The organism is Mesorhizobium sp. YM1C-6-2 (assembly GCF_003666685.1).
GTDB lineage: Bacteria > Pseudomonadota > Alphaproteobacteria > Rhizobiales > Rhizobiaceae > Mesorhizobium_K.
Window position 1 is genome coordinate 1 of record NZ_RCIZ01000003.1, and the last position, 23,061, is coordinate 23,061.

Genomic DNA, 23,061 nt, shown 5'->3' on the forward strand with positions numbered 1-23,061 from the left:
GGGACGGGTTCAAACATGGGTCACTTCTCAATGAAAATTACACGCTCCCCCGGGTCACTTCTCAGCAGCAATCAACACTCCGACAGTTAGCAAGGCGATTGACCACTGGTTGGAGGACAGGGAGGGCAAGGTGAAGGCGTCGACGCTGAAGGGCTACAAGGTCGTTGCCATCGGCGCAATTCGGGGTCCGCTGCTGATCGGCACCCGCCAGGAGCGCGCCGACTATACCGCTACCGGCATTGCGCCCGAAGGAGCCCGCTTCATCAAGCTGCTTGGCGACATCAAACTGCCTGACCTCAATACGGCCACGATCCGGCAGTGGCATCGCACTATTGCCGAACAGTGCGGGAACTATACAGCAACCCGCGCCAAGTCGCTGCTGAAGTCCATCCTGGCGCTGGCCGAGGAGGATTTTGGCACCCGCGCTCCCTCGATGCCGACCGGGCTGGCAAAGGCCCGGCACAAGCCCAAGAAGGCTATCCTGACGCCCGAACACATTGCCAAGCTGGTGGCAGCGGCCAAGGAGGATCCGGAGCACGGTATCTTCTATGCCTTCGCCTTCCTGGCGGGCACCCGCCCGTCCGAGCAGTTGGGCCTGCTGTGGTCCGAAGTGGACTTCGACAAGAACGTCATCCGCATCCGCCGCATCCAGGAGCGCGACGGGACGCTGACGGAGATGACAAAAACCGAAGCAGGCACCCGCGACATCCCGATGGGGGTGAAACTGCGCGAGATGTTGCTTTCCTGGCGCGTCCGCTGCCCGCGAAAGGGCAAGGAGTTGCACCGTGTCTTCCCTGGCCCCGGCCGGCTGCAGCCTTGGCCAAAGCCGCGCCTCGGCGGCGGTGGACCGATGCTTTACCAGAATTTCCGCAAGCGCTATTGGGAGCCGCCGTTCAAGCGCCTCGGACTGCCGTACGTCACGCCGCACAGCGCGCGCCATTCCTTCATCTCGACCTTACAGGCGGAAGGCATCGAGGTCGGATTGGTGGCCCAGATCGCCGGTCATGCCAACCCCACAGTGACGCTCGGGCACTACACGCAGGCCGTTCGCGACGGCAGCGTCGCGGCCGAGGCGCTCGATCGGGCCTATGCCGGTTAGCCGCCCCCTCCAAACCACCCAACGAAAGGACAATCCGAGATGCCAATATCGATAGCTATCGCCGGTATGACGTTCACGTCTAAAGAAGCGTTCATCGACCACTGTCGAGCAATTTTGTACCGCAGTCCACTGGAAACCGAAATTGTGGGGGACGATCGAGAGTTCGTAGACGCCATCCTCCACGCTCGTCCTGACAAGCTCGCAGAGATGGCCGGCCGGAGGCCTGTCCGCTACTTGCGCAAGATGCATCGCCACAACACTCCAAGCTTCTTTGTCGAGCTGGATGACGGGAGGCTGCTGGATTTCAGTTTCATGAAATTCGTGAATGCCTATCCCAGACCTACCGCAGCCTGACCCCTGCCTGCAGGTACTGGCGGGCAGGGCTAGCGTGTGGCCGGACGCTGTACGCGTGTGGTCATGGGTACACCTGGGGCTGTGGTAGCCCGGCTGCCACGCGGTGCGGCCATCCGTTGGCAGGTGCATGGGATAAATTGCGTGAGGATTCTCGCTGTGTTTTCCTGTTCCGTTTGGGCAGGAGAACGCCATGCACATCCTTGTGCGGGACAAGCGGACCGGGGTCGAGGAATGGATACCGCTTGAGAAGGCTGCGGAGTTGATGGGCCTTGCTGCCGACGAGATCGAATGGGCCCTGGAAGAATATGGAGAATGCGAGTCGGTTGACCACATAGCGACACAACCCGAATAGCCGCGCCGCCTGCGCCGCGTGCCACCGGCACGGAGGGCAGCCAGCGCCGCCGCAGGAATGCGCATGATGACGGCGCTCCCTTCGGGGCGCTGCGCGACCTCCCCCTTCGAAAAAGTAAGCGCGAGGACCCAAGCAGGGACTCCTTCCCGGCCTGGAATGAGGCGCAGCACATACCCCCGCACGGAATGCCGTCGTCATCTGCCGCCAGCAAGCCTGCGCAATCGCCGCATTTCCAGGACACGGTTTCGCTCGTTACTGTAACGCTCCCAGTTCTCAAGGCTGTGCGCGCCTGGACCGTCGATCACGAGAAGGCGTCCATCGGGCGTAAGCGCTGAGTACATGTCGAACTGCGCCCAAAGTGTGTGAAGGGACGGGATCGTCTCGTCGCTGCTCCACACGCGAACCCAGTTGGAGGGTGCTTTCAGCACGTGAGTACGGGAATAATCATCCGAGTTCGGCACGATGAGTTCACCGGCTTGTGTGACTACGGCTCTGCCCAACTCCTGGATTGCCTGCCCGTAGTTCAAGCCGTGATGGTTGTAGGTTTCCGGCGCGCCATAGTCCTCGATATTGAGTGAGAGGATGAGCGACAGGTCGTCTTGGTCGACGATTGGACCTTCCTTGCACCGTTCGGTCAATTGCTTCACCAACCAATCCATGTGCGCTACTCGACCCGGTATTCGACGGAGGAGGGATGAACGCGGATGACCCGTAGCGTCCTACCGGCCACTGACGTCTTCTCGCCCGCGCTCAAGCTGAAGGTGATCGGACGCTGAGCCGTTGCGTATTCGCTTGATCCGCGCGGCGGAACATATCGGTAGGACGTTGAGCTGGCTTGGCCCATGACCGGGGTATGTCCGACCGTGCCACTCACCCGCGTGTTCGTAGTGGTTGGAACGATCAGCGACGTCTCGCTCATCGTGGTGGCGTTGCTTACGACCTGCACGTCCGTCCGCTCGAATACGGCCCGCCCGCCCCTGTTGCCGACATAGCGAACAGTCGTGCCACCCGCATTGGTCGTCCGGCCAAACAGGTCGGCCTTGCCGAAGGCATTGGGCAGCGCGCGACGGGACTGGAAGTTCAGCACCACGTCGCCTGGGCCGGCGGTCATTGTTGCGCCGCTACTCGGCGTAGTCAGCGAGGTCTTTGTCTCGACTGGTGCGCAGGCCGCGAGCCCGAACGCCGAAACCAGCAATGCGACGCGGATTGTAGTTGAGCGCTTCATCTTCGATCCCCCTGAACAGCCAAAAAATTTGCCAAAAAATCATCCGCGAAAATCGCAGTCAATCATTCCGCCGCCTCGCGCAGACTCGGCACGTACTCGCCTTTGATGAAGCTGGAATCCCAGCGCCTGCACCCCTCCATCGTGGCGACCGCCAGTCGAGCCGGGCTTTCGGGATGGATGGCGAGCAGGAACACCACATGCGCGGTGGTGAACGTCCAGAGCGAGGCATCGGGCGCGACGGCTCCCAAGCGGTTGAGGCAGGACGCCACGAACGCTCGCCGCTCGATCCTGGGAAAGTGTTGGTAGACGAGCAGCGATTTTCCTGTTCGGTAGAAGCCGGCCAGTTCGTCCAGATAGACATATTTCGACGAGTTCTTGCGGCCCTTCGGCAGTGTCGTCTCCATGCCGTTGTCGGGATCGAAGAACACAAGCTCGCGGTCGCGAAACGCCGAAGCAGCGTGCTCCATGAACATTCCTCGGCCGGCGAGATCGTCCGGCAGCGTGTCGTTGCAGTAGAGGGCGCCAGGGATCGCGCCACTTTCCTCGATCGCATCGAGCCGGCGGCGATCTGGCTCGCTTGCAGCGTGAGCCAGGATGTCGAACAGCTCGGGGTCGAAACGCCGGTGTCGCTTTGGCTGTTGGAGGTAGGCGAGCTTGTTGCCGTCGGAGCTGCCGTCCGAGTCCGTAAGCATCCAGCACACGCCAATCCGATTGGAGCCGCCCGCCGACAAGGCGCGCAGCAGCGCATATTTGCGGTAGTCGCTGATGTCCCCGACGTATTGATGCTTCACGCGCCCCGAATCCTCCTGGGGCGAGCATGCCAGAATACCCGAATTTGGGGTACTCAAAAATCGGGTTCTATTGAAGCGCTGGTCTTTGCACTGGCGCTTCCTCGTGTCCTCACTTCGTTCGGATCTCTACCAGAGAATGATCGAGCTGCTTGTGCAGGCTCGGAAAGACGGCGGTATCACCCAAGTTGAGCTGGGAAAGCGGATTGGGCAGCGCCAGACATTCGTCTCAAAATTCGAGCTGGGCGAACGCCGCCTGGACGTGGCCGAGTTCGTTGTGGTCAGCAGAGCTATAGGCGCTGATCTGCATGAGATAATTCGAGCGGCGGAGGGAAATGAATCCTAAAATGGGGCGAGCATAGCTGCGCGGCCTCTGATCGTTCCAATAGTAACAGATTACTCAAGGACCAGGTGGTATTCAGTGCTGCTTGCTCGCTCGACTTTGACGATCTGCACGTCTTCGAGATGCACGAGATCTTTCAGATGCCACTCGTAGGCGGCCGATGTTGGTGAGCCGCCGAGCGCTTCTTGCTGCGCGGCGAGTTCATCGCCGGTAACACCCTGCGGCCGCCGGAGCAGTGCGATCGCCGCGTTATACATCCTTGGGTTGGGGCCGCGTGGTCCGTGGAAGACGTCGGGATTCCTGCCACCGTGAGGCTTGAGCAGGGTGCCGGCTTTTGGGCCATCGCCAGTCATGTACATTTTCAGTTTGGCGCGCATGGTCCTCACCCTTGAAACAGTTGACAAAAAGTGGCGCGCCTTCGCGTCTGCCGCTAAATACCTAAAATGACGAAGTTGGCACATGGCGACAAGGGGTTTGCGGGTGAGCGAAAGCGTTCAAGGCGGCCAACTCGGCCTTGCAGGGGAATACTTTGTGGCAGGACAGCTCATCCTTCGCGGGTGGGCGGCCGCCCTTACAAAGGGCAATTCTCAGGACGTCGACATTTTAGCGCGGAAGGGGCCACGCAACATCGCGGTGCAGGTCAAAGCAGTTCGCAACAATGATCCGCCGTTGAAACCAAATCGCCTGCATGATGATCTGACTTACATAGTGGTAGATGTCGTCAATCCGGACACCCAGCGCTACTACGTGATCCCGGGTCATATTTTGAGGCAGTTCCACTATTCCGCGCCTAACGGGATCGACGGACGCATACCGTTGAAGAAATGCGGCGACTTTGAGAATCGGTGGGACGTGCTGGAGGCGTAGCCCTGATGGGCCGTTGCGTACCCGAGTAACACCGCGATTTCACACTCCGTCGAATCTGCAAACTCCTATCCGTAGCTAGACGGTGCGCATGATTCTGGAGGCGCCATGACACTTAATCTATTTGAGCACGAGTTGGCGGCCCTCATCGGTCGTCCTACCGATCTTCGACCATTTGTCTGCGAAGGCTCGCCGCTGACTTGCGACATATTTCTGGTCGGTTTTAACCCTGCAACGACAATGCAAGCTGATTTCTGGGAGTTTTGGCGGCCTGGATACGGTTATGACAAAGCGGCGTGGTTTCAGCGATACGTTGAGGAACGAGCGGCCAAGCCCCTGAAGCCTGGAAAGACCCGCCGACTGCCTATAAGCCCCACTCGTCGAAACATGGAGTGCTTCGTTGAAGGTGCAGTTGGCGCACGGGTGCTTGAAACCAACATCTACGCGGCGGCCAGCGAAGACATGAAAAGCTTGGACCTCGCGAGCCGAGAGATTGCGCCTTTCAGGTTCCTTCTAGACGTCATTCGGCCGAAGGTGATCGTAGTGCACGGCAAGCCTGCCGTGGAAGCGATCCGCCGGTTCGATACCCCTGCCAAGGTGATCGCGGCCGACCACCATTTTTCCCGGAAAACATCGAAGGAAACGGCTCGGACCCATGGAGCAATGGCGGCCCAGCAGAGCAGGGGAACGGCCGCCTGAACTGAATTCCAACCACTGCTACCATTCCGGCGATGCCTCGATTTTTCGCCGCGTCGATTCCGCGAATTGGTGACGGCGCTCTCTTTGCCTTCCCCTTTCCAGATGATTCGTGCTTAAGCGCTGGCTACTGCCTTGCGGAGTTGGCCGAGAAGCGACACGAGTTTGATCCCGTCACGTTTTAGAGCCGCCAACTTGGTTTCGGCCTCGGATTGATCCAGCGCCAACATAGCGCGAACAGGGGTACGTGAACGGATCGACAGCGTGCGAATGAGCAACTGCCATCGGCCATTGTGCTCGACCGACACCTTGACCGTCCCGTGACATATCAGTGTGCGGAAAGCCTCATGATTTTCGCGAAACCGCGTAAGCTGCGGGAGGGCATGCTTGCCCGCCTCCTGGAATGGACCCTCGGGACCGATAGCTGCAGCCAAATCCTCAAATCGTTGCCCGATGAGATGACGTAGGCGCACAATCGCCTGGCTTGGCATCGTGGCGCTCAACGCAAGCAGCGTCTCAGTCACGGCCGCTTCGACCATCGAAAAATGGTGCATGCAGGCGCCGCGCCACAAATTGACCTCGGAGAAGATCACATTCCAGTCGATCGAGTGCAGCGGCGGTATCGTATCGTCGGAAGTCGCGGTCATCTGTTTTCGATAGCACGACCACGTTAAGCATCAGATAAGCGGCCATCCCGTTTGCAATGACCATAAACGGCCAGATGGGTGGAATCTGCCCGAGGATGTCGAACTGCCGCACACCCCAGCGACGGTACGATTTTACGCCGCGTCGCTTCGCCGAACTGGTAACCCGCGTGTAACCCGCGTCCTTCGGCGGGGGTTACGTAAACCGTGACTCAACAGCACAGAAAACGAAAAAGCCGCGGAGGTCCGCGGCTTTTCGATGCTTTAAAGTATTGGAGCGGGTGAAGCGATTCGAACGCTCGACCCCAACCTTGGCAAGGTTGTGCTCTACCCCTGAGCTACACCCGCTCGCGCGGCGTCTCCGCCGCAAGCCGCGCCTATATGGCCGAAGAGGCCCGCGAATGCAACAGGGAATCCGCGGCCAATGAGCGGCAATTTGCGGATGTCGGTTCCGCAAGGGCAAGGCTTGCCCCCACCCGGCTTTTGCCGCAAAAGCTGCGTACCGACCAACCGCTCCGGAAGACATCATGCCAAAGACGGCCGCCGAGCTTTTCGCGTTCCTGAAGGAACTCGGCATCGAGGTTTCGACGGTGTCGCATCCGCCGCTCTTCACGGTGGCGGATGCGCAGGCGCTGCGCGGCGAGATCCCGGGCGGCCATACCAAGAACCTCTTCCTGAAGGACAAGAAGGACAATTTTTTCCTGGTCACGGTGGACGAGGAGGCCGAGGTCGATCTCAAGCAGATCCACCATGTGATCGGGGCGGCGAGCCGCGTGTCGTTTGGCAAGCCGGAAGCGCTGATGGAGCTGTTGGGCGTCATCCCGGGAGCGGTCACCGCGTTTGGGCTGATCAACGACCAGAACGGCACGATCAACTTCGTCATCGACAGCGCGCTGCTGGAAAACGAGACGATCAACGCGCACCCGCTGACCAACGAGGCGACGACATCGATCGCGGCGCAAGACCTGCTGCGGTTTGCCCGCGCGACGGGCCATGAGCCAGCCATCTTGAAAGTCTCGGCCTGATTGCCACATGCTGGCCAGCAGGCCGGCGCGGCGTTTCCGGCAAGGGCCGCGCGGGCAAAGCATCGGAAGGACGATATGAGCGACAAGGACAATCCGTTCGGCGGCATGGGCGGCCAGTATTCCACCAATGTCAGCTACGGCTCCGCCGAGCCCGGGCACGGCAACGGCTCGGCCGCGCCGCCTTTGGCGGTCAAGGACGTGACGACGGCCAGCTTCACCGCCGACGTCATCCAGGAATCGCGGAAACTCCCGGTGCTGGTCGATTTCTGGGCGCCCTGGTGCGGCCCATGCAAGCAGCTGCAGCCGGCGCTGGAGAAGGTCGTGGCCGCCGCCGGCGGCGCGGTGAAGCTGGTCAAGATGAACATTGACGAGCATCCGGCGATCGCCGGGCAGCTCGGCATCCAGTCCATCCCCGCCGTCATCGCGTTCCAGAACGGCCAGCCCGTCGACGGCTTCATGGGCGCCGTTCCCGAAAGCCAGATCCGCGACTTCATCGAAAAACTCGTCGGCAAGAATGGCGGCCAGCCTCAGGTCGCCGAGGCGCTGGCGGCCGCCAAGCAGGCGCGCGAGGCGGGCGACCTTCAGTCCGCCGCCGGTCTCTACGACGCCGTGCTGCAGGACCAGCCGGACAATGTCGAGGCCATTGCCGGGCTTGCTGATATCCTGTTCGACGCGGGCGACCAGGCCGGCGCCGAGGAGGTGCTCGCCCGCACGCCGGCCGACAAGCAGGAAAACGCGGCGATCGCGGCGGTCAGGGCGAAGATCGACCTTGCCGCGGAGGCGGCCGGGCTCGGCGATCCGGCAGCACTTGAGCGACGGCTCGCCGAAAATCCCGGAGACCATCAGGCGCGGTTCGAGCTTGCCATGATCCAGAATGCGCAGGGAAAGCGCGACGAGGCGGCCGACAATCTGCTCGCCATCGTCAAGGCGGACCGGACATGGAACGACGACGGCGCAAGGGCCCAGCTGCTGAAACTGTTCGAGGCCTGGGGCATGACCGACGAGGCGACGCTGTCGGCGCGCCGGAGGCTTTCGTCGCTGCTGTTCTCCTAGCGGGTTTTTCGACCTCAGGCACTCTTGCCGGCGGGATGACGACAGGCGGCGGCTGCAAGCCCGCGGCTCAAGCCTTGCGATTTCCGCGCGGCGCACCAGATTGTCTGGAGGAAGCGGAGGAATGCGGTGCAGGCAGGCAATTTCAACTACCGGCGCGTGGCAGACCTGCCGTCCGTGATCCCGGTCTTTCCGCTTCCGGCGGCGCTTCTCCTACCGGGCGGCCGCATGCCGCTCAACATATTCGAGCCGCGCTATTTGCAGATGGTCGATGCGGCGATGGCCGGCGAACGGCTCGTCGGCATGATCCAGCCGGGTTTCGACGGCGTGCTGCGCGAGGACGGTGAGCCGGAGCTCGTGAATGTCGGCTGCATGGGCCGTATCACGTCGCTGACCGAAACCGGCGACGGCCGCTACATGATCGCGCTGCAAGGCGTCTGCCGGTTCCGCATCGCCGAGGAGCTGGAGGTGAAGACGCCGTTCAGGCAGTGCCGCATCTCGCCTTTCGGCACCGACCTGGAGGAAGACCGGTCCGGCGCGGAGGTCGACCGGCCGTCACTGCTCAAGGCGTTCCGCTCCTATCTCGAGGCGAACGATCTCGACGCCGACTGGAACAGCGTCAGCCGGGCGGAGAACGCCATGCTCGTCAATGCGCTGTCGATGATGGCGCCCTACGGTCCCGCCGAGAAACAGGCGCTGCTGGAGGCGCCCGACCTGAAGAGCCGGGCCGAGACGCTGATCGCGCTGACCGAGATGGCGCTGGCGCGCGACAATGAGGATTTCGGATCGAGCCTGCAGTAGGGGCTGGGTGGGGCAAGGGAAGAGATCGTGAGCGAAGTCCAGCGCAAGTCCGGCATCGATGTGAAAATGCTCGAACTGCTCGCCTGCCCCCTCACGAAAGGGCCGCTGGTCTGGGACGAGGAGCGCTGCGAACTGGTCTCGAAGCTCGCCAAGCTCGCCTATCCGGTGCGCGACGGCATTCCGGTCCTGCTGCCGTCGGAGGCGCGCACCATCGACCTGGATGCGGCGACGCCGCTGCCGGAGGGGCGGTAGGTCAGCCGGCACAGGCCCGTCGCCGGTCCGCGCTCATTGGAAGTTCCGTCCCTTCGGCATGACGCTGCCGGCCTTGCGGGTCAGCGTCTCGGCATCCGCCGTCCCGACGGGAGCGTTCCTCCTGATGAAGGGCGCGAGCTTTCGCCGGTCCTGCGCGTCTGCGCCGGGGCGGGCCGGTTGCGCTGCCGTGGCTGAGTCTTGCGTGACTTCCTCCAGCAGGACCGAGAGCCAGGGCGTCAGATCCTCGATCGTCTCGGCGACGATGTGCACGACACCCGATTCGGACTGCAGCCTGCCGGCCACGCGGACGAATTTGGAACTCATGATGACCGGCAGAAGCCGCGCGAAATCGCGCTTCCACACGATGACGTTGGCGATGCCCTTGTCATCCTCCAGCGTCAGGAAGATCGCATTGCCCTTGCCCGGGCGCTGCCGCACGAGAACCAGCCCGGCCACGGAGACGCGGCTCTTGTCCGGCACGAACGGCAGCCGCTCGTTGGGCGTGACGCCAAGGCCGTCCAGCCGGTCGCGCAGGAAGGAGAGAGGGTGCGCCTTGAGCGAGAGGCCGAGCGAGCGATAATCGTGGATGACGTGCTCGCCCGGCGGCATGACAGGCAGCTTCGTAGCCGGCTCATTGTCCGGGAGGCGGACGCCGGGCCGGTCGAACAGAGGCATGGTCTCGGCGGCGGCTTTCCGATCGAGCGCGCGGACCTGCCAGAGGGCGGCGCGGCGGTCGAGGCCGATCGAGCGGAAGGCGTCGGCCTGGGCGAGCTTTTCGATCTCGTCGACGTCGAGGCCGGAGCGCAGCCAGACGTCGCGCACGGTGGCGTAGCCGTCGCCGCGCCGGGCGACGAACACTTCCATACGGTCCTCCGCCAGGCCCTTTATCTGACGGAAGCCGAGGCGGACGGCGTGATCGGTCCTGATGACGCCGCGCATTTCGGCATGGCGGTCGAGGATACGGCCGGGGTCGAACTCGTCCTGCTCCAGCGTGCAGTCCCAGGCGGAAAGATTGACGTCGGCCTCGCGGATTTCGACGCCGTGGTCGCGGGCGTCGCGCACGAGCTGGGCCGGCGCGTAGAAACCCATTGGCTGGGAGTTGAGGATCGCGGCGCAGAAGACGTCGGGATAGAAGGTCTTGAACCAGCAGGACGCGTAGACGAGCAGCGCGAAGGAGGCGGCGTGGCTTTCCGGAAAGCCGTATTCGCCGAAGCCTTCGATCTGCTTGAAGCAGCGGGTTGCGAACTCTTCAGGATAGCCCTTTTCGACCATCGCCTGGATCAGCCTGTCGCGATACAGATGAATGGTGCCGTTGCGCCTGAAGGTCGCCATGGCGCGGCGAAGCTTGTCTGCTTCGCTGGGTGAAAAGCCGCCGATGTCGATGGCGATCTTCATCGCCTGTTCCTGAAAGAGCGGAACGCCCAAAGTGCGGCTCAAGATCGCTTCGAGCTCGGGTTTGTAATACTCAACCTTCTCCAGTTCCATGCGCCGGCGCAGATAGGGATGCACCATGTCGCCCTGGATGGGGCCGGGTCGAACGATGGCAACCTCGATGACGAGGTCGTAGAATTTTCTTGGCCTGAGGCGGGGCAGCATCGACATCTGCGCGCGCGACTCGATCTGGAAGACGCCGAGCGTGTCGGCGCGGCAGATCATGTCGTAGACTTGAGGCTGCTCCGGTGGGATTGTTGCGATGGAAACGATTGGTCTGCCGTCCTCATCGCGTGCGTCGTAATGATGCTTCAGCATGTCGAAGCAACGCCGCAGGCAGGACAGCATGCCGAGTGCCAGGATATCGACCTTCAGAAGGTTGACCGCGTCGAGATCGTCCTTGTCCCATTCGACCATCTTGCGCTCGTCCATCGCGGTCTTGACGATAGGCACGATCTCGTCGAGCCGATCCTTGGTGATGACGAAGCCGCCGACATGCTGGGAGAGATGGCGCGGACACCCGAGGATTTCGTTGGCGAGATCGATCACATGGCGTGAGCGCGGGTCGGTCTTGTCGAGACCGCCGGCCCTGGCTTCCGTCTCGCCCATCTTCTCCGACGACCAGCCCCAAATCGAACCCGCCAGCGCGCCGCGAATATCGTCCGATAGGCCCATCGCCTTGGAGACTTCGCGCAGGGCGGAGCGGCCGCGGTAGCTGATGACGGCGGCGGCGAGCGCGGTGCGCTTCTTGCTGTATTTCTCGTAGATGTATTCGATGATCTTATCGCGTTTCTCATGCTCGAAGTCGACATCGATGTCGGGCGGTTCATCCCGCTCGACAGAGATGAAACGGTCGAACAGGACCTCGCTGCGCTTGGGGTCGACGTCGGTGATGCCGAGGCAGTAGCAGATCACCGAATTGGCAGCCGAGCCGCGTCCCTGGCAAAGCACACCTGCCTTCTCGGAGCGCGCAAAACGGACGATATCATGCACGGTGAGGAAGTAGCGCGCATACTTCTTGACGGCGACGATCTCGAGTTCGTGCCGAAGAAGTTCCGAGACCTTTTCGGGAATAGTCCCGTGGTAGCGGCGAGCAGCGCCTTCCCATGCCAGGCGCTCAAGCTCTGTCTGTGGGTCGACACCTTCCTCGGTGGTCTCCTCGGGATAATTATGTTTGAGCTCGCTGAGCGAAAATGTCAGCTCGCCGGCAAAGCGGACCGTCTCGGCGATCGCCTGCGGATGGTGCTTGAACAGGCGGGCCATCTCGAGCGGCGCCTTCATGTGCCGCTCGACATTCGCATGGAGTTCGAAACCGGCTTCCGACACGGGAACGTTGAGCCGGATCGCGGTGAGCACGTCCTGCAGCGAGCGCCGCTCGGCGGCATGATAAAGTACGTCGTTGGTCGCCATCAGCCGCATGCCGGCCGTGGCGGCGAGGGCGGCGGCCTGCTCCAGCCTGAGAGGGTCGTTGCCGGAATAGGCGGGCGCCACGGCGAGGCGGATGTTTTTGCCGAAACGGCCGACGAGGCCCTGCAGGACGGCGAGGGTTTCGTCGGTGTCGGCTTCGAGATCCGGCAGCACCGCCAGCGACATGCAGTCGCCGAACTCAAGCAGGTCAGCAAGGTGGACGAGCGGCGCGCCCTTTGGGCTTTCATCGCGCAGATTTGCCTGGGTAAGAAGCCGGCAAAGATTCCCCCAGCCATTGCGATCCCTGGGATAGGCGAGCACGTCGGGCGTGCCGTCGCAGAAGACCAGCCGCGCGCCGGGATGATAGGGAAAGGCGATGGGCTTTCCGTCCGGGCCGGTATCGACAGTCTTCGACTGGCTCCAGGCCCGCACCACGCCCGCCACCGTGTTGCGGTCGGCAAGCCCCATGCCGGCATGCTCAAGGCCGAAGGCGGCAAGCACGAGTTCTTCCGGCTTGGAGGCTCCGCGCAGGAACGAAAAATTCGACTGGACGCCGAATTCGACATAGGGAGGCTCAGCGGGAACGCTCATGCCGAGACGCCCTGCAGATACCAGCGCGGCGCGGCATCCTTCCTGTAGAGGCCCTCGCGGTAGATCCAGAAACGGTGGCCGTCGGTGTCCTCGACGCGGAAATAATCGCGGGTCATCCGCGCTGTTTCGGCCGCTACGGCTTCCCTCTCCGCTTTTTCCCGTTTCGCTTCTCTTTCCTCCTCGTCCTTTTCGTTCTCGTCCGCCTTGACCTCGGGCTTGCCGTGCAGCCACCATTCGGGCGCGACACGCTCGGGTCCTTCGGCGCGCGCCACACGGTGCATGGCGCGTCGCCAGCGGAAATTGAGCGGCGGGCCTTCCGGGATTTCCGTCACCGGCACGTCGATCGGTTCGGGGCGGGAGAGCAATCTCAGCGGGCGTTCGGGAGCGCGGCGGGAGGGGGAAAAATCGACGTTTTTCCTGGGAGCCGCCGGCGCTTTTTTCGCCGGCGGCTCGCCGTCGGCGGGCACAAAGGACGCGGCGCGCTCGGGCAGGTGGCTCTCGACCAGAAGCGGCGTCAGCATGGCGGTCCGTCCGAGACGGGCGCGCACGCGGTCGGAGAAGAGCGCGACGTCCTCGTCCGCCACGGCAGCCTTGCCGTCGAGATCGGCCTGCAGCGTGTCGAGCGCCGCCGTCTCGAAGGCTGAAAGACGCACGAGATCGAAGCCGTAGCCGGGTTCGAGCGCTGCGCCGAGCGCGGCCAGCCTTTCGCGAAAAAGCCTGTAGATCAGAGCCGGCTCGCGCAGCGGCAGCGACGCGCGGGCCGCGATACGCGAGACCGCGCCGTCGACCCTGAAGAGCAGCAGTTCGAACAGCCGGGCGCCCTCGCCGCGCCGTTCGAGGTCGCGCTTCAGGCTCCGGGCGAGCATGGGGACGAGCCGCTCTATGTCCTCGACCAGGCCGATCGGCTCAGCGAGATGCCGCTCGACCGAAAGGACAGGAACAGGCAGGCGCGGCGAGACGGCTTCCTCGACCTCGCCCAGCGCCTGGTCGAGCCGCAGGAGCAGCATGGCGCCGAAGCGGCGGGCGAGCGGCGCGCGCGGCACCGCCAGGATGGAACCGACCGTGCGCAAGCCGACGCTTTCGAGACTGGCGATCGTTTCCGGCCCGAGCCTCAGGACGAACAGCGGCAGGCTTTCGAGAAAGGATCGCTCCTCTCCTTCCTGCAGGACTTTTCCCGGAAGCGAAAAGCGCGCCGCCGCCCAGGCCGCTCCCGGCGTCGGGCCGAGCGCGGCCCTTGTGCGAAAGCCCTGCTCGAAAAAGCTGGCGAGCATGCCGTCGAGCAACGCTTCCTCGCCGCCGAAGAGATGCGCGCAGCCGGTGACGTCGAGGAACAGGCCATCCGTCCCGTCGAGCGCCACCAGCGGCGTATAGCGGTCGCACCAGTCGGCCAGAGCCTCGAGCAGCCTGCGGTCCGCCGCCGGATCCTCGGCGACGACCTCGATCGCCGGATACATGGCGCGCGCGTCGGCGATCCCCATGCCGGGCTTCAGCCTCAGGTGCTGCGCCGCCTCATCCAGCGCGGCGATGCGCTGGGTGTTGTTTTCCTGGCGGCTGACGACCAGCGGCGGCCGGCCCTGCCGAGGGTGGGAACGCCAGGAGCGTCCCAGCCGCTGCCGCAGCAGGCGCTCGGTGCTCAGATGCGGGAACCACAGGGACAGGATTCTCCGCCGTTCTTTCCTGAAGGGCGCGTGCATGGCTGTTCCATTCCAGAGTGAAGCGGGTAGGGGGGGCGGTTCGGTTCTTGCTGATCTCGACGAGGAAGGCCGGCGGGCCGATCGAACCGGCGAGCGGCTTTCCCAGGATACGGCGCCGGCCGGCGGGGGCCGATCTCACGATGAGCCGGAAGGGCGCCGCGGTCGGCTCGGGCCCGGCCGTCTGGCGCAGCAGGAACAGCGGATGGCCGGCATCGCGGGCGCGACGATGAAGCCTGCGCGTCGCCGTCAGATCGAGATGGGGGGAGATGCCGCGGGTCTCCAGGAGCACGGCCGAGAACCCGTCGAGCGCGGCGGCCTGCTCGGCGATCCACAGCGCATCGGCCAGCTTCTGCGCCTGTGCGACCAGGAGGCGGGCGGGGTCGATGCCGTAGAGAAAACGGATACCCGGCGGATAGGGCAGACCCGCCTCGCGGAAGCTTTCGGTCATGCCGATCCACAGAAGCGGGGCCTGGCGCGCTTCGAGGACAAGCCGGACGAGGGCCAGCGCGAAGCCGGCGGCGGCGCCCGCGTCGCGGGTCTCCGGGGCATGGATTTCGGTCAGCCCCGTCGCAGGCAGACCGCCACCCAGCACCGCGTCGAAACGCCCGGCGCCGGTGACGAGCAGGTCGCCGCCATCAGGCACTCCGCCATGCCGGACAAGGTCGATATCCTCGGCTTCCCCGCCGAGGCGTTCGGCAAGGCGGCCTTCGATCTTCGCGATCTGACGGCGCAAGGACGCAATGGTTCCACGCGCCACGGCAGAGGGTGCCATGACGTTCAGCTCTTCCGAAATATGTTCCTGTTATGTTCTAATAGATTCCAGAGCCCATCCGAAGAGTCAAGCGGACTCCGGGAGAATTTATTCCTCTTCGAGGCGGGATGTTTTCCTTAATCGCCGAACAGCCTCGAAACGAAGAGACCGAACGGCTATATGCTCCGGCAAAGGAAGCAGAATGGCCCGTATCTACCAGACCCGCTCATGGCACGACCAGATGTCGCCCTCGATCGAGGAGCTCGAACTCCTGGCGCTGGAGGCCTATGCGCATCTGCCGGAGCAGTTCCGCTCGCTCACCGGCGAGATCGTCATCCAGATCGCGGAATTCCCGACCGACGAGATCATGGACGACCTGGCGCTGGAGAGCCCCTTCGACCTGCTCGGCCTGTTCGAGGGCCGCGGCATCGCCGAACGCTGGAATCCGCAGACCGGCGAGGGGCCGAACCGGGTGACGCTCTACCGCCGCGCCATCCTCGACTACTGGGCCGAGAATGACGAGACGCTGGGCTCGATCGTCACCCATGTACTGATCCACGAGATAGGCCATCATTTCGGCCTGTCGGACGACGACATGGAGAAGATCGAGGAAAACGCCGATCAGTAGTCGGCGAGCTTAATCTCCGGGCCGTAGTCGACGCCGTCGACATCCTTCACGACGCCCTGACCGCAGCGCATCGCCTTCGTTTCGGCGTCGAAGGCGTAGGTCGGCGAGCCGTAGAGGTGCCAGCCCTTGTTCAGGGCTGCCGTCACCTTGTGGCAGAAGGTGGCGTCGTCCGGCCCGCTGAGAAATCGATAAAGCCGCATTGCAGTCTCTCCTGTAGCCGCCCCGGTATTCGGTCCGCCGGCGATCAGAGCACCGGCAATCAGCGCACTCTGGCGAGCAGCCGCTCGGCCTGCGCAAGATGCAGACGCTCGACCATCCTGCCGTCGATCGAGATGACGCCCTTTCCGGCATTCTCCGGCAGGGCGAAGGCCGACCGGACGGCCTCGGCCTCGGCGATGGCGTCGGCGGAGGGCGAGAAGGCCGACAACGCCGGCCCGATCTGGGCGGGATGGATCAGCGTCTTGCCGCCGAAACCCATCGCGGCACCCTCCGCGCATTCGCGCGCGAAGGCATCGAGGTCGCGGAAATCGTTGCTGACGCCGTCGAGAATATCGAGGCCGCCGGCCCTCGCGGCGAGCACCATCTGCAGCAGCCAGGGCATGATGTAGCGGCGGTCGGGCGTCGCCAGCACGCCGGTGTCCTTGACCAGATCGTTGGTTCCGGCAACGAAACAATCCAGCCGCGCCGCGCGGTCGCGGCCGAATTCGGCAAGCGCGCCGATGTTGAGCATCGCCTTCGGCGTCTCGATCATGATCCAGAGCTTGAGATCGTCGGGCGCCGCCGCCTCGTCCAGCGCGTCGTCGACATCGTGGATGTCGCGCGGCGTGTCCACCTTGGGCAGCAGCACCGCGTCGGGCGCGCATTCGCAGGCGGCAGCGAGATCGTCCCGTCCCCATTCGCTGGCAAGCGGATTGACGCGGATGACGCATTCCGGGCCACCCTTCGGCCGCGCGGCGAACCAGGTCTTCAGGCGCTCGCGCGCCGCAGCCTTGGCTTCCGGCGCGACGGCGTCCTCAAGGTCGAAGATCACCGCGTCGCAGGCGAGCGAGGACAGCTTGGCGATCGCCTTCTCGTTCGAGGCGGGCACGAAGAGCACGGCGCGGCGCGGCCGATGGATTCTCTCGCTCACGGAATTCTGCGACCTCAGGAATTCTCTGGCATTTGGCCTTCTTGCCCGGCAATGCTGGCCCTTGCAAGGGCGTGGCGGCAATGTTTCGCCGGATGCGCAAAAGAGGAACGGCGATGCGTTACGACGTGGTGATCATAGGCGGGGCGATCGTCGGCAGTTCGGTTGCCTACTATCTGCGTGAGGAAGGTTTTTCGGGCACGATCGCGCTGATCGACCGCGATCCGCAGTTCACGCATGCCGCGACGACGCTTTCCTGCGCCTCGATCCGCCAGCAATTCTCCATCCCCGAGAACATCCGCCTGTCGCAGTTCACGCTCGGCCTGTTCCGGCGGCTCAAAGAGGAATTCGGACCGGATGCCGATATCGGCTTCCGCGAGAACGGCTATCTCATCCTGTCGACCGATGACGGGCTGCCGGTGCTCAGGGCGAACCATGCCGCCCAGCAGGCCGAGGACGCCGACATCGTCATCGAGGATGCGCAGGCGCTGGTCCGCCGCTTCCCGTGGATGTCGCCGGAGGGGATCGCGGCCGGCGCCTTCGGACGCACCGGCGAAGGCTGGTTCGACGCGCATGCCTATCTGCAGCTCTTCCGCCGGGCGCTGAGGACGAAAAACGTCGATTTCGTCAATGCCGCGGTGACCGGCATCGAACGCAAGGGCGGAAGGCTGACGGCGGTGCTGCTGGACAATGGCGAGCGGCTGGAAGCCGGCACGATCGTCAACGCAGCGGGGCCGAATGCCGGCAAGGTCTCGGCGATGGCTGGGATCGCGCTGCCGGTCGAACCCCGGAAGCGCTCCGTCTTCGTCTTCGAGGCGCGCGAAAAGTTCGAGGACATGCCGCTGATCGTCGATCCGAGCGGCATCTATGTGCGGCCGGAGGGATCGGTCTACATCACCGGCGGGGCGGAGAGCGAGGATGACGAGGCGGCCGCCGACCCCGGCGATTTCGAGCCGGACTGGCCGCTCTTCGAGGAAACGATCTGGCCGCTGCTCGCGACCCGCATCCCGGCCTTCGAGGCGATCAAGGCGACCCGCGCCTGGGCCGGGCATTACGACTACAACACGCTCGACCAGAACGCCGTCATCGGGCCGCATCCGGAGGTGAAGAACTTCATCTTCGCCAACGGTTTCTCCGGCCACGGCCTGCAGCAGGCGCCGGCGGTCGGCCGGGCGATCGCCGAACTCGTCATGCATGGCGGCTACCGCAGCATCGACTGTTCGGCTTTCGGCTATGAGCGCATCGCCGGAAACCGGCCTTATCGCGAGCTGAACGTGATCTGACCCATTGCGCCGGCCCTATGCGGTCTTTGATTCCGGGCCGGCTTTGTGTAAAGCGACTGCAGCAAAACAGGCCGGAAAGACAGAGCATGGATAAGTTCACCAAGCTGACGGGCGTTGCGGCGCCGTTGCCGATCGTCAACGTCGACACGGACATGATCATCCCGAAGGATTATCTGAAGACGATCAAGCGTACCGGATTGAGCGTCGGTCTCTTCGCCGAGATGCGCTTCAACGAGGACGGTTCGGAGAACCCGGACTTCGTGCTCAACAAGCCGGCCTACCGCAAGGCCGAGATCCTGGTGGCGGGCGACAATTTCGGCTGCGGGTCGAGCCGCGAGCATGCACCCTGGGCGCTGCTCGACTTCGGCATCCGCTGCGTCATCTCGACCAGCTTTGCCGACATCTTCTACAACAATTGCTTCAAGAATGGCATCCTGCCGGTGACGGTCAGCCCGGAAGACCTGGAAAAGCTGATGGACGATGCCTCGCGCGGCGCCAATGCGACGATCACGGTCGACCTCGAGGCGAAGGAAATCCGCGGGCCCGACGGCGGCGTGATCACGTTCGACCTCGACGAGTTCAAGCGCCACTGCCTGCTCAACGGGCTGGACGACATCGGCCTGACCATGGAGAAGGCGCCGGCCATCGCCAGCTACGAGCAGAAGCTCGCCGAAAGCCGCCCCTGGGCGTAAGCCGATTTTTCCGTCGCAATTCCAGACGGAAAACCGGCTTCAACTTTCCTGGACTGCTTCCATGCGCAAGCTGATCTCCACCGGTTCGCCCTTCGAGAAGACCGCCGGCTACAGCCGCGCGGTCGTCCAGGGCGACTGGTGCTTCGTCGCCGGCACCACCGGCTACGACTACGCGACGATGACCATGCCGGACAGCGTCGAGGCGCAGGCGAGGAACTGCCTCGCCACGATCGGCAAGGCGCTGGCCGAGGGCGGCTTCTCCTTCGAGGACGTGGTCAGGGCGCATTACTACATCACCGACCAGGCTTACGCCGACATCGTCTTCCCGATCCTCGGCGAGACGTTCGGCGATATCCGGCCGGCCGCGACGATGATCGTCTGCCTGCTCAACAAGCCCGAGATGAAGATCGAGATCGAGGTCACCGCGCTGAGGCGGAATTCCTGATTCTTTCGATCAATTTGAGCCTTGCGCCACATAGGGGCGGCGTTTAGCAAGGCGTCGGTTTCCTAATCTGCGACTTACAGGGGCGTTTCATGGCACCGAAAAAACTATTCCTTCTTCCCGGCGACGGCATCGGTCCGGAGGCGATGGGAGAGGTCAAGAAGCTGATCGCCGCCATGAACGAGAAGTTCGGCAGCGGCTTCGAGACCGATGAAGGCCTGGTCGGCGGCTCGGCCTACGACGCCCATGGCCAGGCGATCTCCGACGCCGACATGGCCAAGGCGATGGCCGCGGACGCGGTGCTGTTCGGCGCGGTCGGCGGGCCGAAATGGGATGCTGTGCCCTATGAGGTGCGCCCCGAGGCCGGGCTGCTCAGGCTGCGCAAGGACCTCGAGCTTTTCGCCAACCTGCGCCCCGCCATCTGCTATCCGGCGCTGGCTGCATCCTCCTCGCTGAAGCAGGATGTCGTCGAGGGTCTCGACATCCTCATCGTGCGCGAACTCACCGGCGGCGTCTATTTCGGCGAGCCGAAGCAGATCATCGACCTCGGCAACGGCCAGAAGCGCGGCATCGACACGCAGGTCTACGACACGTTCGAGATCGAGCGCATCTCCAGCGTCGCCTTCGAGCTGGCGCGCTCGCGCAAGAACCACGTGACGTCGATGGAAAAGCGCAACGTCATGAAGTCGGGCGTGCTGTGGAACGAGGTGGTGACGCAGACCCACAAGGCGAAATATTCCGACGTGAAGCTCGACCACATGCTCGCCGACGCCGGCGGCATGCAGCTCGTGCGCTGGCCGAAGCAGTTCGACGTCATCGTCACCGACAATCTGTTCGGCGACATGCTGTCGGACGTGGCCGCCATGCTCACCGGCTCGCTCGGCATGCTGCCCTCGGCCTCTCTCGGCGCGCCCGATGCCAGGACCGGCAAGCGCAAGGCGCTCTACGAGCCGGTGCACGGCTCGGCGCCCGACATCGCCGGCAAGGGCATCGCCAACCCGATCGCCATGCTCGCCTCCTTCGGCATGTGCCTGCGCTACTCCTTCAACATGATCGAGGAGGCGGACCGTCTGGACCAGGCGATCGCCTCGGTGCTGGAATCGGGCCTGCGCACCAAGGACATCATGTCGGAAGGCATGACCGAAGTCGGCACCATCGCCATGGGCGACGCGATCATCGCGAAGTTCCTGCTCTGATCCCGGCCGGCTTCGGCCGGCACCCCCAAGCAGAACCGGCTTTCTGGCACTCCGGAATGTCGTTTTTGCCGCTACGTCAGGTCTCATGCATGGGCAATCTCCATGCATGAGCGTCGTCGTGTCCGAACCGGCATCCCGGAAAGCGCATAGCGAGCGTCCCGCCGCGCCGCCGCCGCTCGTCGCCATCGCCTCGGTGATCGCCTCGATGGCGCTGGTCGCGGTAGGCAACGGGCTGATGTTCGCCTATATCCCGGTGCGGCTCGGCGCCGAGGGCTTCGCGCCGACCTGGGCGGGCGGCATGCTGACCGGGCTGTCCGCCGGCGGCATCGCCGGCTGCCTGCTCACCGGCGTGATCGTGCGCCGAATAGGGCATGCGCGCGCCTACATGGTGCTTTCGGCCCTCATCGTGCTTTCCAATGTCGGCGTCGCGGCCGGCACGCACCCGATCCTCTGGATCGTCGCGCGGGCGCTCTACGGCTTCGCCATCTCGGCCATGTTCATCGTCGCGCAAAGCTGGCTGAACGATGCCATCGACAATTCGATACGCGGCCGGGTCATGGCGATCTTCTATGTCAGCTATGTCGTCGGCCTGGGCATCGGCTCCGCGCTGATGGGGTTGCTCGACATAGGTTCGGCGCAGGTGCCGCTGGTCGGCATCAGTTTCACCGCGCTGTCGATGCTGCCGATCGGCCTGACCAGGCTCGCGCAGCCGCCGGCGCCAGAATCCGCTTCGGTGGCGCTGGGGCGCGCCTGGCAGATATCGCCGGTCGGCGTCGCCGGCATGCTCGCCGTCGGCGGCCTCTCCATGATGATCGCCGGCTTCTCGCCGATCCACGCCACTGCGAAGGGGTTCACGCAGCAGGAAGTGGCGATGCTGATGTTCTGCATGCCGCTCGGCACGCTGCTCCTGCAGATCCCGTTCGGCTGGATCTCCGACCGCACCGACCGCCGCTACGTGCTGATCACGGCGTCGCTTTTGGTGGCCGTGGCCGGCATCGCCGCCGCCCGCTACGATGCGGCGTCGCTTTCGGTGATCCTGGTCATCTACGTGGTCTGGAGCGGCGCGTCGGAATCGATCTATTCCCTGTCGTCGGCCCATGCCAACGACCGCGCCTCGAAGGACGACCTGGTGGCGCTGTCCTCCTCGATGCTGTTCGCCTGGTCGATATCGGGCTTCATCATTCCCGGCCTCGGCACGGCGCTGACGGCCGCCTACGGCACGCAGTCCTTCATCTATGTGGCGATCGTCATCGCCGTCGTCTATGCGCTGTTCGTGCTCTGGCGCGTGGCGCAGGCGCGGCCCGTGCCGCAGGCCGAAACGGGAAGCTTCGCGCCGATGACACCACAGGCGCCGCTACCGGTCGATCTGGCCTTCCCGTCCGAGGACGACCAGCGGCGGTAGCGGTCAGGCGGGCTGCGGCGCCGAGAAGGACAGGTCCCGCTCGTCGAACCGCGTTTTCATGCGTTCGATCAGCTCGATCTTCGTGCGCAGGAAATCCTTGTCGGATGTCCAGTAGCGCAACGTCACCGTCACCCCGGCGTCGCCGAGCGTGGCGAGATAGGCGACCGGCGACGGGTTGTCCCTGACGCGGGAATCGGCCGCGGCGAGCTCCATCATCAGCTTCTGGGCAAGACCGGCGTCGGAGCCGTGCTTGACGCCGACCGAGATGTCGTTGCGGCGGGTGCGGTTGCGCGTCGTGTTATAGACCGGCTCGTTCCAAAGCTTGGAGTTCGGCGCCAGTATATAGGTGCCGTCGGCGGCGCGCAGCCTGGTCGCGAAAAGGCCGATCTCCTCGACGTCCCCTTCGACCGCGCCGACCTTTATCGATTCGCCGATGCGGAAGGGTCTAAGGAAAAGCAGCATCAGGCCGGCTGCGATGTTCTGCAGCGTGCCCTGCAGCGCCAGCCCGATGGCCAGGCCGATCGCGCCGATCGCCGCGATGATCGACGCCGTCTGCACGCCGAACTGGCCGAGCACCATGACGATGACCATCACCAGTATCGCATAGCGCGCCACCGTCGACAGGAAGCGCGATACCGTGGCGTCGAATCCGCGGACCCGGCTGAGGGTGGCGAACAGGCTGCGTTCGATGAGGCCGGCAACCAGCCATCCCCCAATCAGCAGTATCACCGCGCCGATCACCGAGAAGGAATAGGAAACAGCCAGTCCGCTGATCTGCGCGACGCCGGCCTGGACGGCGATCCACGCGCCCTGGGGATCGAGCTGGGTTTCGAGGTCCATGGCGCCGGCTCCTGCTTGTGGGGTATGGGACCGATAACCCGTCGCGCGCCGATGCGTTCCCGCCAAAGCCGGGCGGAATTCGCTG

At 64.0% G+C, this 23,061-nt stretch carries 27 protein-coding genes and 1 tRNA gene; 16 read left to right on the forward strand and 12 right to left on the reverse strand.

Translation table 11 applies throughout. From position 1 onward, the window contains the following. The first annotated feature begins 130 nt into the window (after positions 1 to 130). The 3 genes from D8676_RS08625 (at position 131) to D8676_RS27245 (ending at position 1,805) form a co-directional block, all read left to right on the forward strand. Positions 131 to 1,099, forward strand: a complete 969-nt coding sequence (locus D8676_RS08625) for a site-specific integrase (RefSeq protein WP_147448173.1) — start codon at positions 131 to 133, stop codon at positions 1,097 to 1,099. Positions 1,100 to 1,138: 39 nt separating this feature from the next. Next, positions 1,139 to 1,453 (forward strand): DUF3223 domain-containing protein, encoded by a 315-nt coding sequence (locus D8676_RS08630; RefSeq protein WP_121580482.1) that lies wholly within the window; start codon positions 1,139 to 1,141, stop codon positions 1,451 to 1,453. A gap of 190 nt (positions 1,454 to 1,643) precedes the next feature. After that, positions 1,644 to 1,805, forward strand: coding sequence for a hypothetical protein (locus D8676_RS27245; protein WP_183097037.1), 162 nt, complete (start codon positions 1,644 to 1,646; stop codon positions 1,803 to 1,805). Positions 1,806 to 1,999: 194 nt separating this feature from the next. On the opposite strand, the gene D8676_RS08635 is transcribed toward D8676_RS27245, so the two are convergent. The 3 genes from D8676_RS08635 to D8676_RS08645 all read right to left on the reverse strand — a co-directional run bounded on the left by D8676_RS08635 (position 2,000) and on the right by D8676_RS08645 (position 3,821). Next, positions 2,000 to 2,452, reverse strand: coding sequence for a hypothetical protein (locus tag D8676_RS08635; protein ID WP_147448174.1), 453 nt, complete (start codon positions 2,450 to 2,452; stop codon positions 2,000 to 2,002). A 17-nt stretch (positions 2,453 to 2,469) separates the two neighbouring features. Next, positions 2,470 to 3,030, reverse strand: a complete 561-nt coding sequence (locus D8676_RS08640; RefSeq protein ID WP_121580484.1) for a hypothetical protein — start codon at positions 3,028 to 3,030, stop codon at positions 2,470 to 2,472. Positions 3,031 to 3,092: 62 nt separating this feature from the next. Continuing rightward, entirely contained in the window at positions 3,093 to 3,821 is a 729-nt protein-coding gene (locus tag D8676_RS08645) for a hypothetical protein (RefSeq protein WP_121580485.1), read from the reverse strand. A gap of 136 nt (positions 3,822 to 3,957) precedes the next feature. Between D8676_RS08645 and D8676_RS08650 the strand changes: the two genes are divergently transcribed. Beyond that, entirely contained in the window at positions 3,958 to 4,164 is a 207-nt protein-coding gene (locus D8676_RS08650; protein WP_210210720.1) for a helix-turn-helix transcriptional regulator, read from the forward strand. Positions 4,165 to 4,214: 50 nt separating this feature from the next. Here D8676_RS08650 and D8676_RS08655 read toward each other — a convergent pair whose 3' ends face one another. Beyond that, a complete protein-coding gene (locus D8676_RS08655; protein ID WP_121580486.1) occupies positions 4,215 to 4,538 on the reverse strand; it encodes a hypothetical protein in 324 nt (107 codons plus the stop codon). 103 nt (positions 4,539 to 4,641) lie between these two features. On the opposite strand from D8676_RS08655, the gene D8676_RS08660 reads away from it, so the two are divergent. Both D8676_RS08660 and D8676_RS08665 read left to right on the forward strand, forming a co-directional pair. Beyond that, positions 4,642 to 5,028 carry a hypothetical protein gene (locus D8676_RS08660; protein ID WP_147448175.1) on the forward strand — a complete coding sequence of 129 codons (387 nt, stop codon included), beginning with the start codon at positions 4,642 to 4,644 and terminating at the stop codon, positions 5,026 to 5,028. Between the two features lie 105 nt (positions 5,029 to 5,133). Continuing rightward, the gene (locus D8676_RS08665) at positions 5,134 to 5,724 is read left to right on the forward strand and encodes a hypothetical protein (RefSeq protein ID WP_121580488.1); all 591 of its coding nucleotides are present in this window, start codon (positions 5,134 to 5,136) and stop codon (positions 5,722 to 5,724) included. Between the two features lie 113 nt (positions 5,725 to 5,837). Here the strand turns inward: D8676_RS08665 and D8676_RS08670 are convergent, their stop codons facing one another. Next, positions 5,838 to 6,368, reverse strand: a complete 531-nt coding sequence (locus D8676_RS08670) for a hypothetical protein (RefSeq protein WP_121580489.1) — start codon at positions 6,366 to 6,368, stop codon at positions 5,838 to 5,840. Positions 6,369 to 6,638: 270 nt separating this feature from the next. Continuing rightward, positions 6,639 to 6,713 (reverse strand) — tRNA-Gly (locus tag D8676_RS08675). A 179-nt stretch (positions 6,714 to 6,892) separates the two neighbouring features. On the opposite strand from D8676_RS08675, the gene D8676_RS08680 reads away from it, so the two are divergent. The 4 genes from D8676_RS08680 (at position 6,893) to D8676_RS08695 (ending at position 9,493) form a co-directional block, all read left to right on the forward strand. Beyond that, a complete protein-coding gene (locus D8676_RS08680) occupies positions 6,893 to 7,390 on the forward strand; it encodes a prolyl-tRNA synthetase associated domain-containing protein (protein WP_121580490.1) in 498 nt (165 codons plus the stop codon). A gap of 75 nt (positions 7,391 to 7,465) precedes the next feature. Then, positions 7,466 to 8,443 (forward strand): thioredoxin, encoded by a 978-nt coding sequence (trxA, locus tag D8676_RS08685; RefSeq protein ID WP_121580491.1) that lies wholly within the window; start codon positions 7,466 to 7,468, stop codon positions 8,441 to 8,443. Positions 8,444 to 8,569: 126 nt separating this feature from the next. Beyond that, positions 8,570 to 9,241, forward strand: a complete 672-nt coding sequence (locus tag D8676_RS08690; protein ID WP_121580492.1) for an LON peptidase substrate-binding domain-containing protein — start codon at positions 8,570 to 8,572, stop codon at positions 9,239 to 9,241. A gap of 66 nt (positions 9,242 to 9,307) precedes the next feature. Next, positions 9,308 to 9,493, forward strand: a complete 186-nt coding sequence (locus D8676_RS08695; RefSeq protein ID WP_121581055.1) for a Trm112 family protein — start codon at positions 9,308 to 9,310, stop codon at positions 9,491 to 9,493. Between the two features lie 33 nt (positions 9,494 to 9,526). Here the strand turns inward: D8676_RS08695 and D8676_RS08700 are convergent, their stop codons facing one another. From D8676_RS08700 to D8676_RS27645, 3 genes are read right to left on the reverse strand one after another with little or no spacing between them, the layout of a single operon-like run. Next, on the reverse strand, positions 9,527 to 12,922 hold the full coding sequence (locus tag D8676_RS08700; RefSeq protein WP_121580493.1) for an error-prone DNA polymerase: 3,396 nt from the start codon (positions 12,920 to 12,922) through the stop codon (positions 9,527 to 9,529). After that, entirely contained in the window at positions 12,919 to 14,439 is a 1,521-nt protein-coding gene (locus D8676_RS08705) for a DNA polymerase Y family protein (protein WP_245426734.1), read from the reverse strand. The genes D8676_RS08700 and D8676_RS08705 overlap by 4 nt, the downstream gene beginning before the upstream one ends. Continuing rightward, the gene (locus D8676_RS27645) at positions 14,432 to 15,388 is read right to left on the reverse strand and encodes a hypothetical protein (RefSeq protein ID WP_245426684.1); all 957 of its coding nucleotides are present in this window, start codon (positions 15,386 to 15,388) and stop codon (positions 14,432 to 14,434) included. Before D8676_RS27645 ends, D8676_RS08705 begins: the two co-directional genes overlap by 8 nt. Before the next feature lie 181 nt (positions 15,389 to 15,569). Between D8676_RS27645 and D8676_RS08715 the strand changes: the two genes are divergently transcribed. Further along, positions 15,570 to 15,995: a metallopeptidase family protein gene (locus D8676_RS08715; RefSeq protein ID WP_121580496.1), complete on the forward strand. Its 426-nt coding sequence runs from the start codon at positions 15,570 to 15,572 to the stop codon at positions 15,993 to 15,995. On the opposite strand, the gene D8676_RS08720 is transcribed toward D8676_RS08715, so the two are convergent. Continuing rightward, positions 15,989 to 16,195 (reverse strand): DUF1737 domain-containing protein, encoded by a 207-nt coding sequence (locus D8676_RS08720; RefSeq protein ID WP_121580497.1) that lies wholly within the window; start codon positions 16,193 to 16,195, stop codon positions 15,989 to 15,991. The genes D8676_RS08715 and D8676_RS08720 overlap by 7 nt on opposite strands. Positions 16,196 to 16,254: 59 nt before the next feature. Beyond that, complete coding sequence (locus D8676_RS08725) at positions 16,255 to 17,124, reverse strand: CoA ester lyase (RefSeq protein WP_245426685.1); 870 nt, start codon at positions 17,122 to 17,124, stop codon at positions 16,255 to 16,257. A 113-nt stretch (positions 17,125 to 17,237) separates the two neighbouring features. Here D8676_RS08725 and D8676_RS08730 point away from each other — a divergent pair, with 113 nt between their 5' ends. The 5 genes from D8676_RS08730 (at position 17,238) to D8676_RS08750 (ending at position 22,136) form a co-directional block, all read left to right on the forward strand. Beyond that, positions 17,238 to 18,404: an FAD-binding oxidoreductase gene (locus D8676_RS08730; RefSeq protein ID WP_121580498.1), complete on the forward strand. Its 1,167-nt coding sequence runs from the start codon at positions 17,238 to 17,240 to the stop codon at positions 18,402 to 18,404. Positions 18,405 to 18,490: 86 nt separating this feature from the next. Beyond that, positions 18,491 to 19,096 (forward strand): 3-isopropylmalate dehydratase small subunit, encoded by a 606-nt coding sequence (gene leuD, locus D8676_RS08735; RefSeq protein WP_121580499.1) that lies wholly within the window; start codon positions 18,491 to 18,493, stop codon positions 19,094 to 19,096. 61 nt (positions 19,097 to 19,157) lie between these two features. Next, complete coding sequence (locus D8676_RS08740) at positions 19,158 to 19,541, forward strand: RidA family protein (protein WP_121580500.1); 384 nt, start codon at positions 19,158 to 19,160, stop codon at positions 19,539 to 19,541. An 89-nt stretch (positions 19,542 to 19,630) separates the two neighbouring features. Further along, positions 19,631 to 20,734, forward strand: coding sequence for a 3-isopropylmalate dehydrogenase (leuB, locus tag D8676_RS08745; protein ID WP_121580501.1), 1,104 nt, complete (start codon positions 19,631 to 19,633; stop codon positions 20,732 to 20,734). Positions 20,735 to 20,840: 106 nt separating this feature from the next. Continuing rightward, positions 20,841 to 22,136 (forward strand): MFS transporter, encoded by a 1,296-nt coding sequence (locus tag D8676_RS08750; protein WP_121580502.1) that lies wholly within the window; start codon positions 20,841 to 20,843, stop codon positions 22,134 to 22,136. A 3-nt stretch (positions 22,137 to 22,139) separates the two neighbouring features. Here the strand turns inward: D8676_RS08750 and D8676_RS08755 are convergent, their stop codons facing one another. Beyond that, positions 22,140 to 22,976 (reverse strand): mechanosensitive ion channel family protein, encoded by an 837-nt coding sequence (locus D8676_RS08755; RefSeq protein WP_121580503.1) that lies wholly within the window; start codon positions 22,974 to 22,976, stop codon positions 22,140 to 22,142. Between the last annotated feature and the right edge of the window lie 85 nt (positions 22,977 to 23,061).

What these genes read in the sequence shown, in the direction of transcription:
- leuB (WP_121580501.1), top strand. Translation starts at nt 19,631, where the DNA reads ATGGCACCGAAAAAACTATTCCTTCTTCCCGGCGACGGCATCGGTCCG.
- D8676_RS08750 (WP_121580502.1), top strand. Translation starts at nt 20,841, where the DNA reads ATGAGCGTCGTCGTGTCCGAACCGGCATCCCGGAAAGCGCATAGCGAG.
- trxA (WP_121580491.1), top strand. Translation starts at nt 7,466, where the DNA reads ATGAGCGACAAGGACAATCCGTTCGGCGGCATGGGCGGCCAGTATTCC.
- D8676_RS08640 (WP_121580484.1), bottom strand. Translation starts at nt 3,030, where the DNA reads ATGAAGCGCTCAACTACAATCCGCGTCGCATTGCTGGTTTCGGCGTTC.
- D8676_RS08720 (WP_121580497.1), bottom strand. Translation starts at nt 16,195, where the DNA reads ATGCGGCTTTATCGATTTCTCAGCGGGCCGGACGACGCCACCTTCTGC.
- D8676_RS08655 (WP_121580486.1), bottom strand. Translation starts at nt 4,538, where the DNA reads ATGCGCGCCAAACTGAAAATGTACATGACTGGCGATGGCCCAAAAGCC.
- D8676_RS08730 (WP_121580498.1), top strand. Translation starts at nt 17,238, where the DNA reads ATGCGTTACGACGTGGTGATCATAGGCGGGGCGATCGTCGGCAGTTCG.
- D8676_RS08715 (WP_121580496.1), top strand. Translation starts at nt 15,570, where the DNA reads ATGGCCCGTATCTACCAGACCCGCTCATGGCACGACCAGATGTCGCCC.
- D8676_RS08665 (WP_121580488.1), top strand. Translation starts at nt 5,134, where the DNA reads ATGACACTTAATCTATTTGAGCACGAGTTGGCGGCCCTCATCGGTCGT.
- D8676_RS08670 (WP_121580489.1), bottom strand. Translation starts at nt 6,368, where the DNA reads ATGACCGCGACTTCCGACGATACGATACCGCCGCTGCACTCGATCGAC.
- D8676_RS08755 (WP_121580503.1), bottom strand. Translation starts at nt 22,976, where the DNA reads ATGGACCTCGAAACCCAGCTCGATCCCCAGGGCGCGTGGATCGCCGTC.
- D8676_RS27645 (WP_245426684.1), bottom strand. Translation starts at nt 15,388, where the DNA reads ATGGCACCCTCTGCCGTGGCGCGTGGAACCATTGCGTCCTTGCGCCGT.
- D8676_RS08650 (WP_210210720.1), top strand. Translation starts at nt 3,958, where the DNA reads ATGATCGAGCTGCTTGTGCAGGCTCGGAAAGACGGCGGTATCACCCAA.
- D8676_RS08680 (WP_121580490.1), top strand. Translation starts at nt 6,893, where the DNA reads ATGCCAAAGACGGCCGCCGAGCTTTTCGCGTTCCTGAAGGAACTCGGC.
- D8676_RS08700 (WP_121580493.1), bottom strand. Translation starts at nt 12,922, where the DNA reads ATGAGCGTTCCCGCTGAGCCTCCCTATGTCGAATTCGGCGTCCAGTCG.
- D8676_RS27245 (WP_183097037.1), top strand. Translation starts at nt 1,644, where the DNA reads ATGCACATCCTTGTGCGGGACAAGCGGACCGGGGTCGAGGAATGGATA.
- D8676_RS08630 (WP_121580482.1), top strand. Translation starts at nt 1,139, where the DNA reads ATGCCAATATCGATAGCTATCGCCGGTATGACGTTCACGTCTAAAGAA.
- D8676_RS08695 (WP_121581055.1), top strand. Translation starts at nt 9,308, where the DNA reads ATGCTCGAACTGCTCGCCTGCCCCCTCACGAAAGGGCCGCTGGTCTGG.
- leuD (WP_121580499.1), top strand. Translation starts at nt 18,491, where the DNA reads ATGGATAAGTTCACCAAGCTGACGGGCGTTGCGGCGCCGTTGCCGATC.
- D8676_RS08740 (WP_121580500.1), top strand. Translation starts at nt 19,158, where the DNA reads ATGCGCAAGCTGATCTCCACCGGTTCGCCCTTCGAGAAGACCGCCGGC.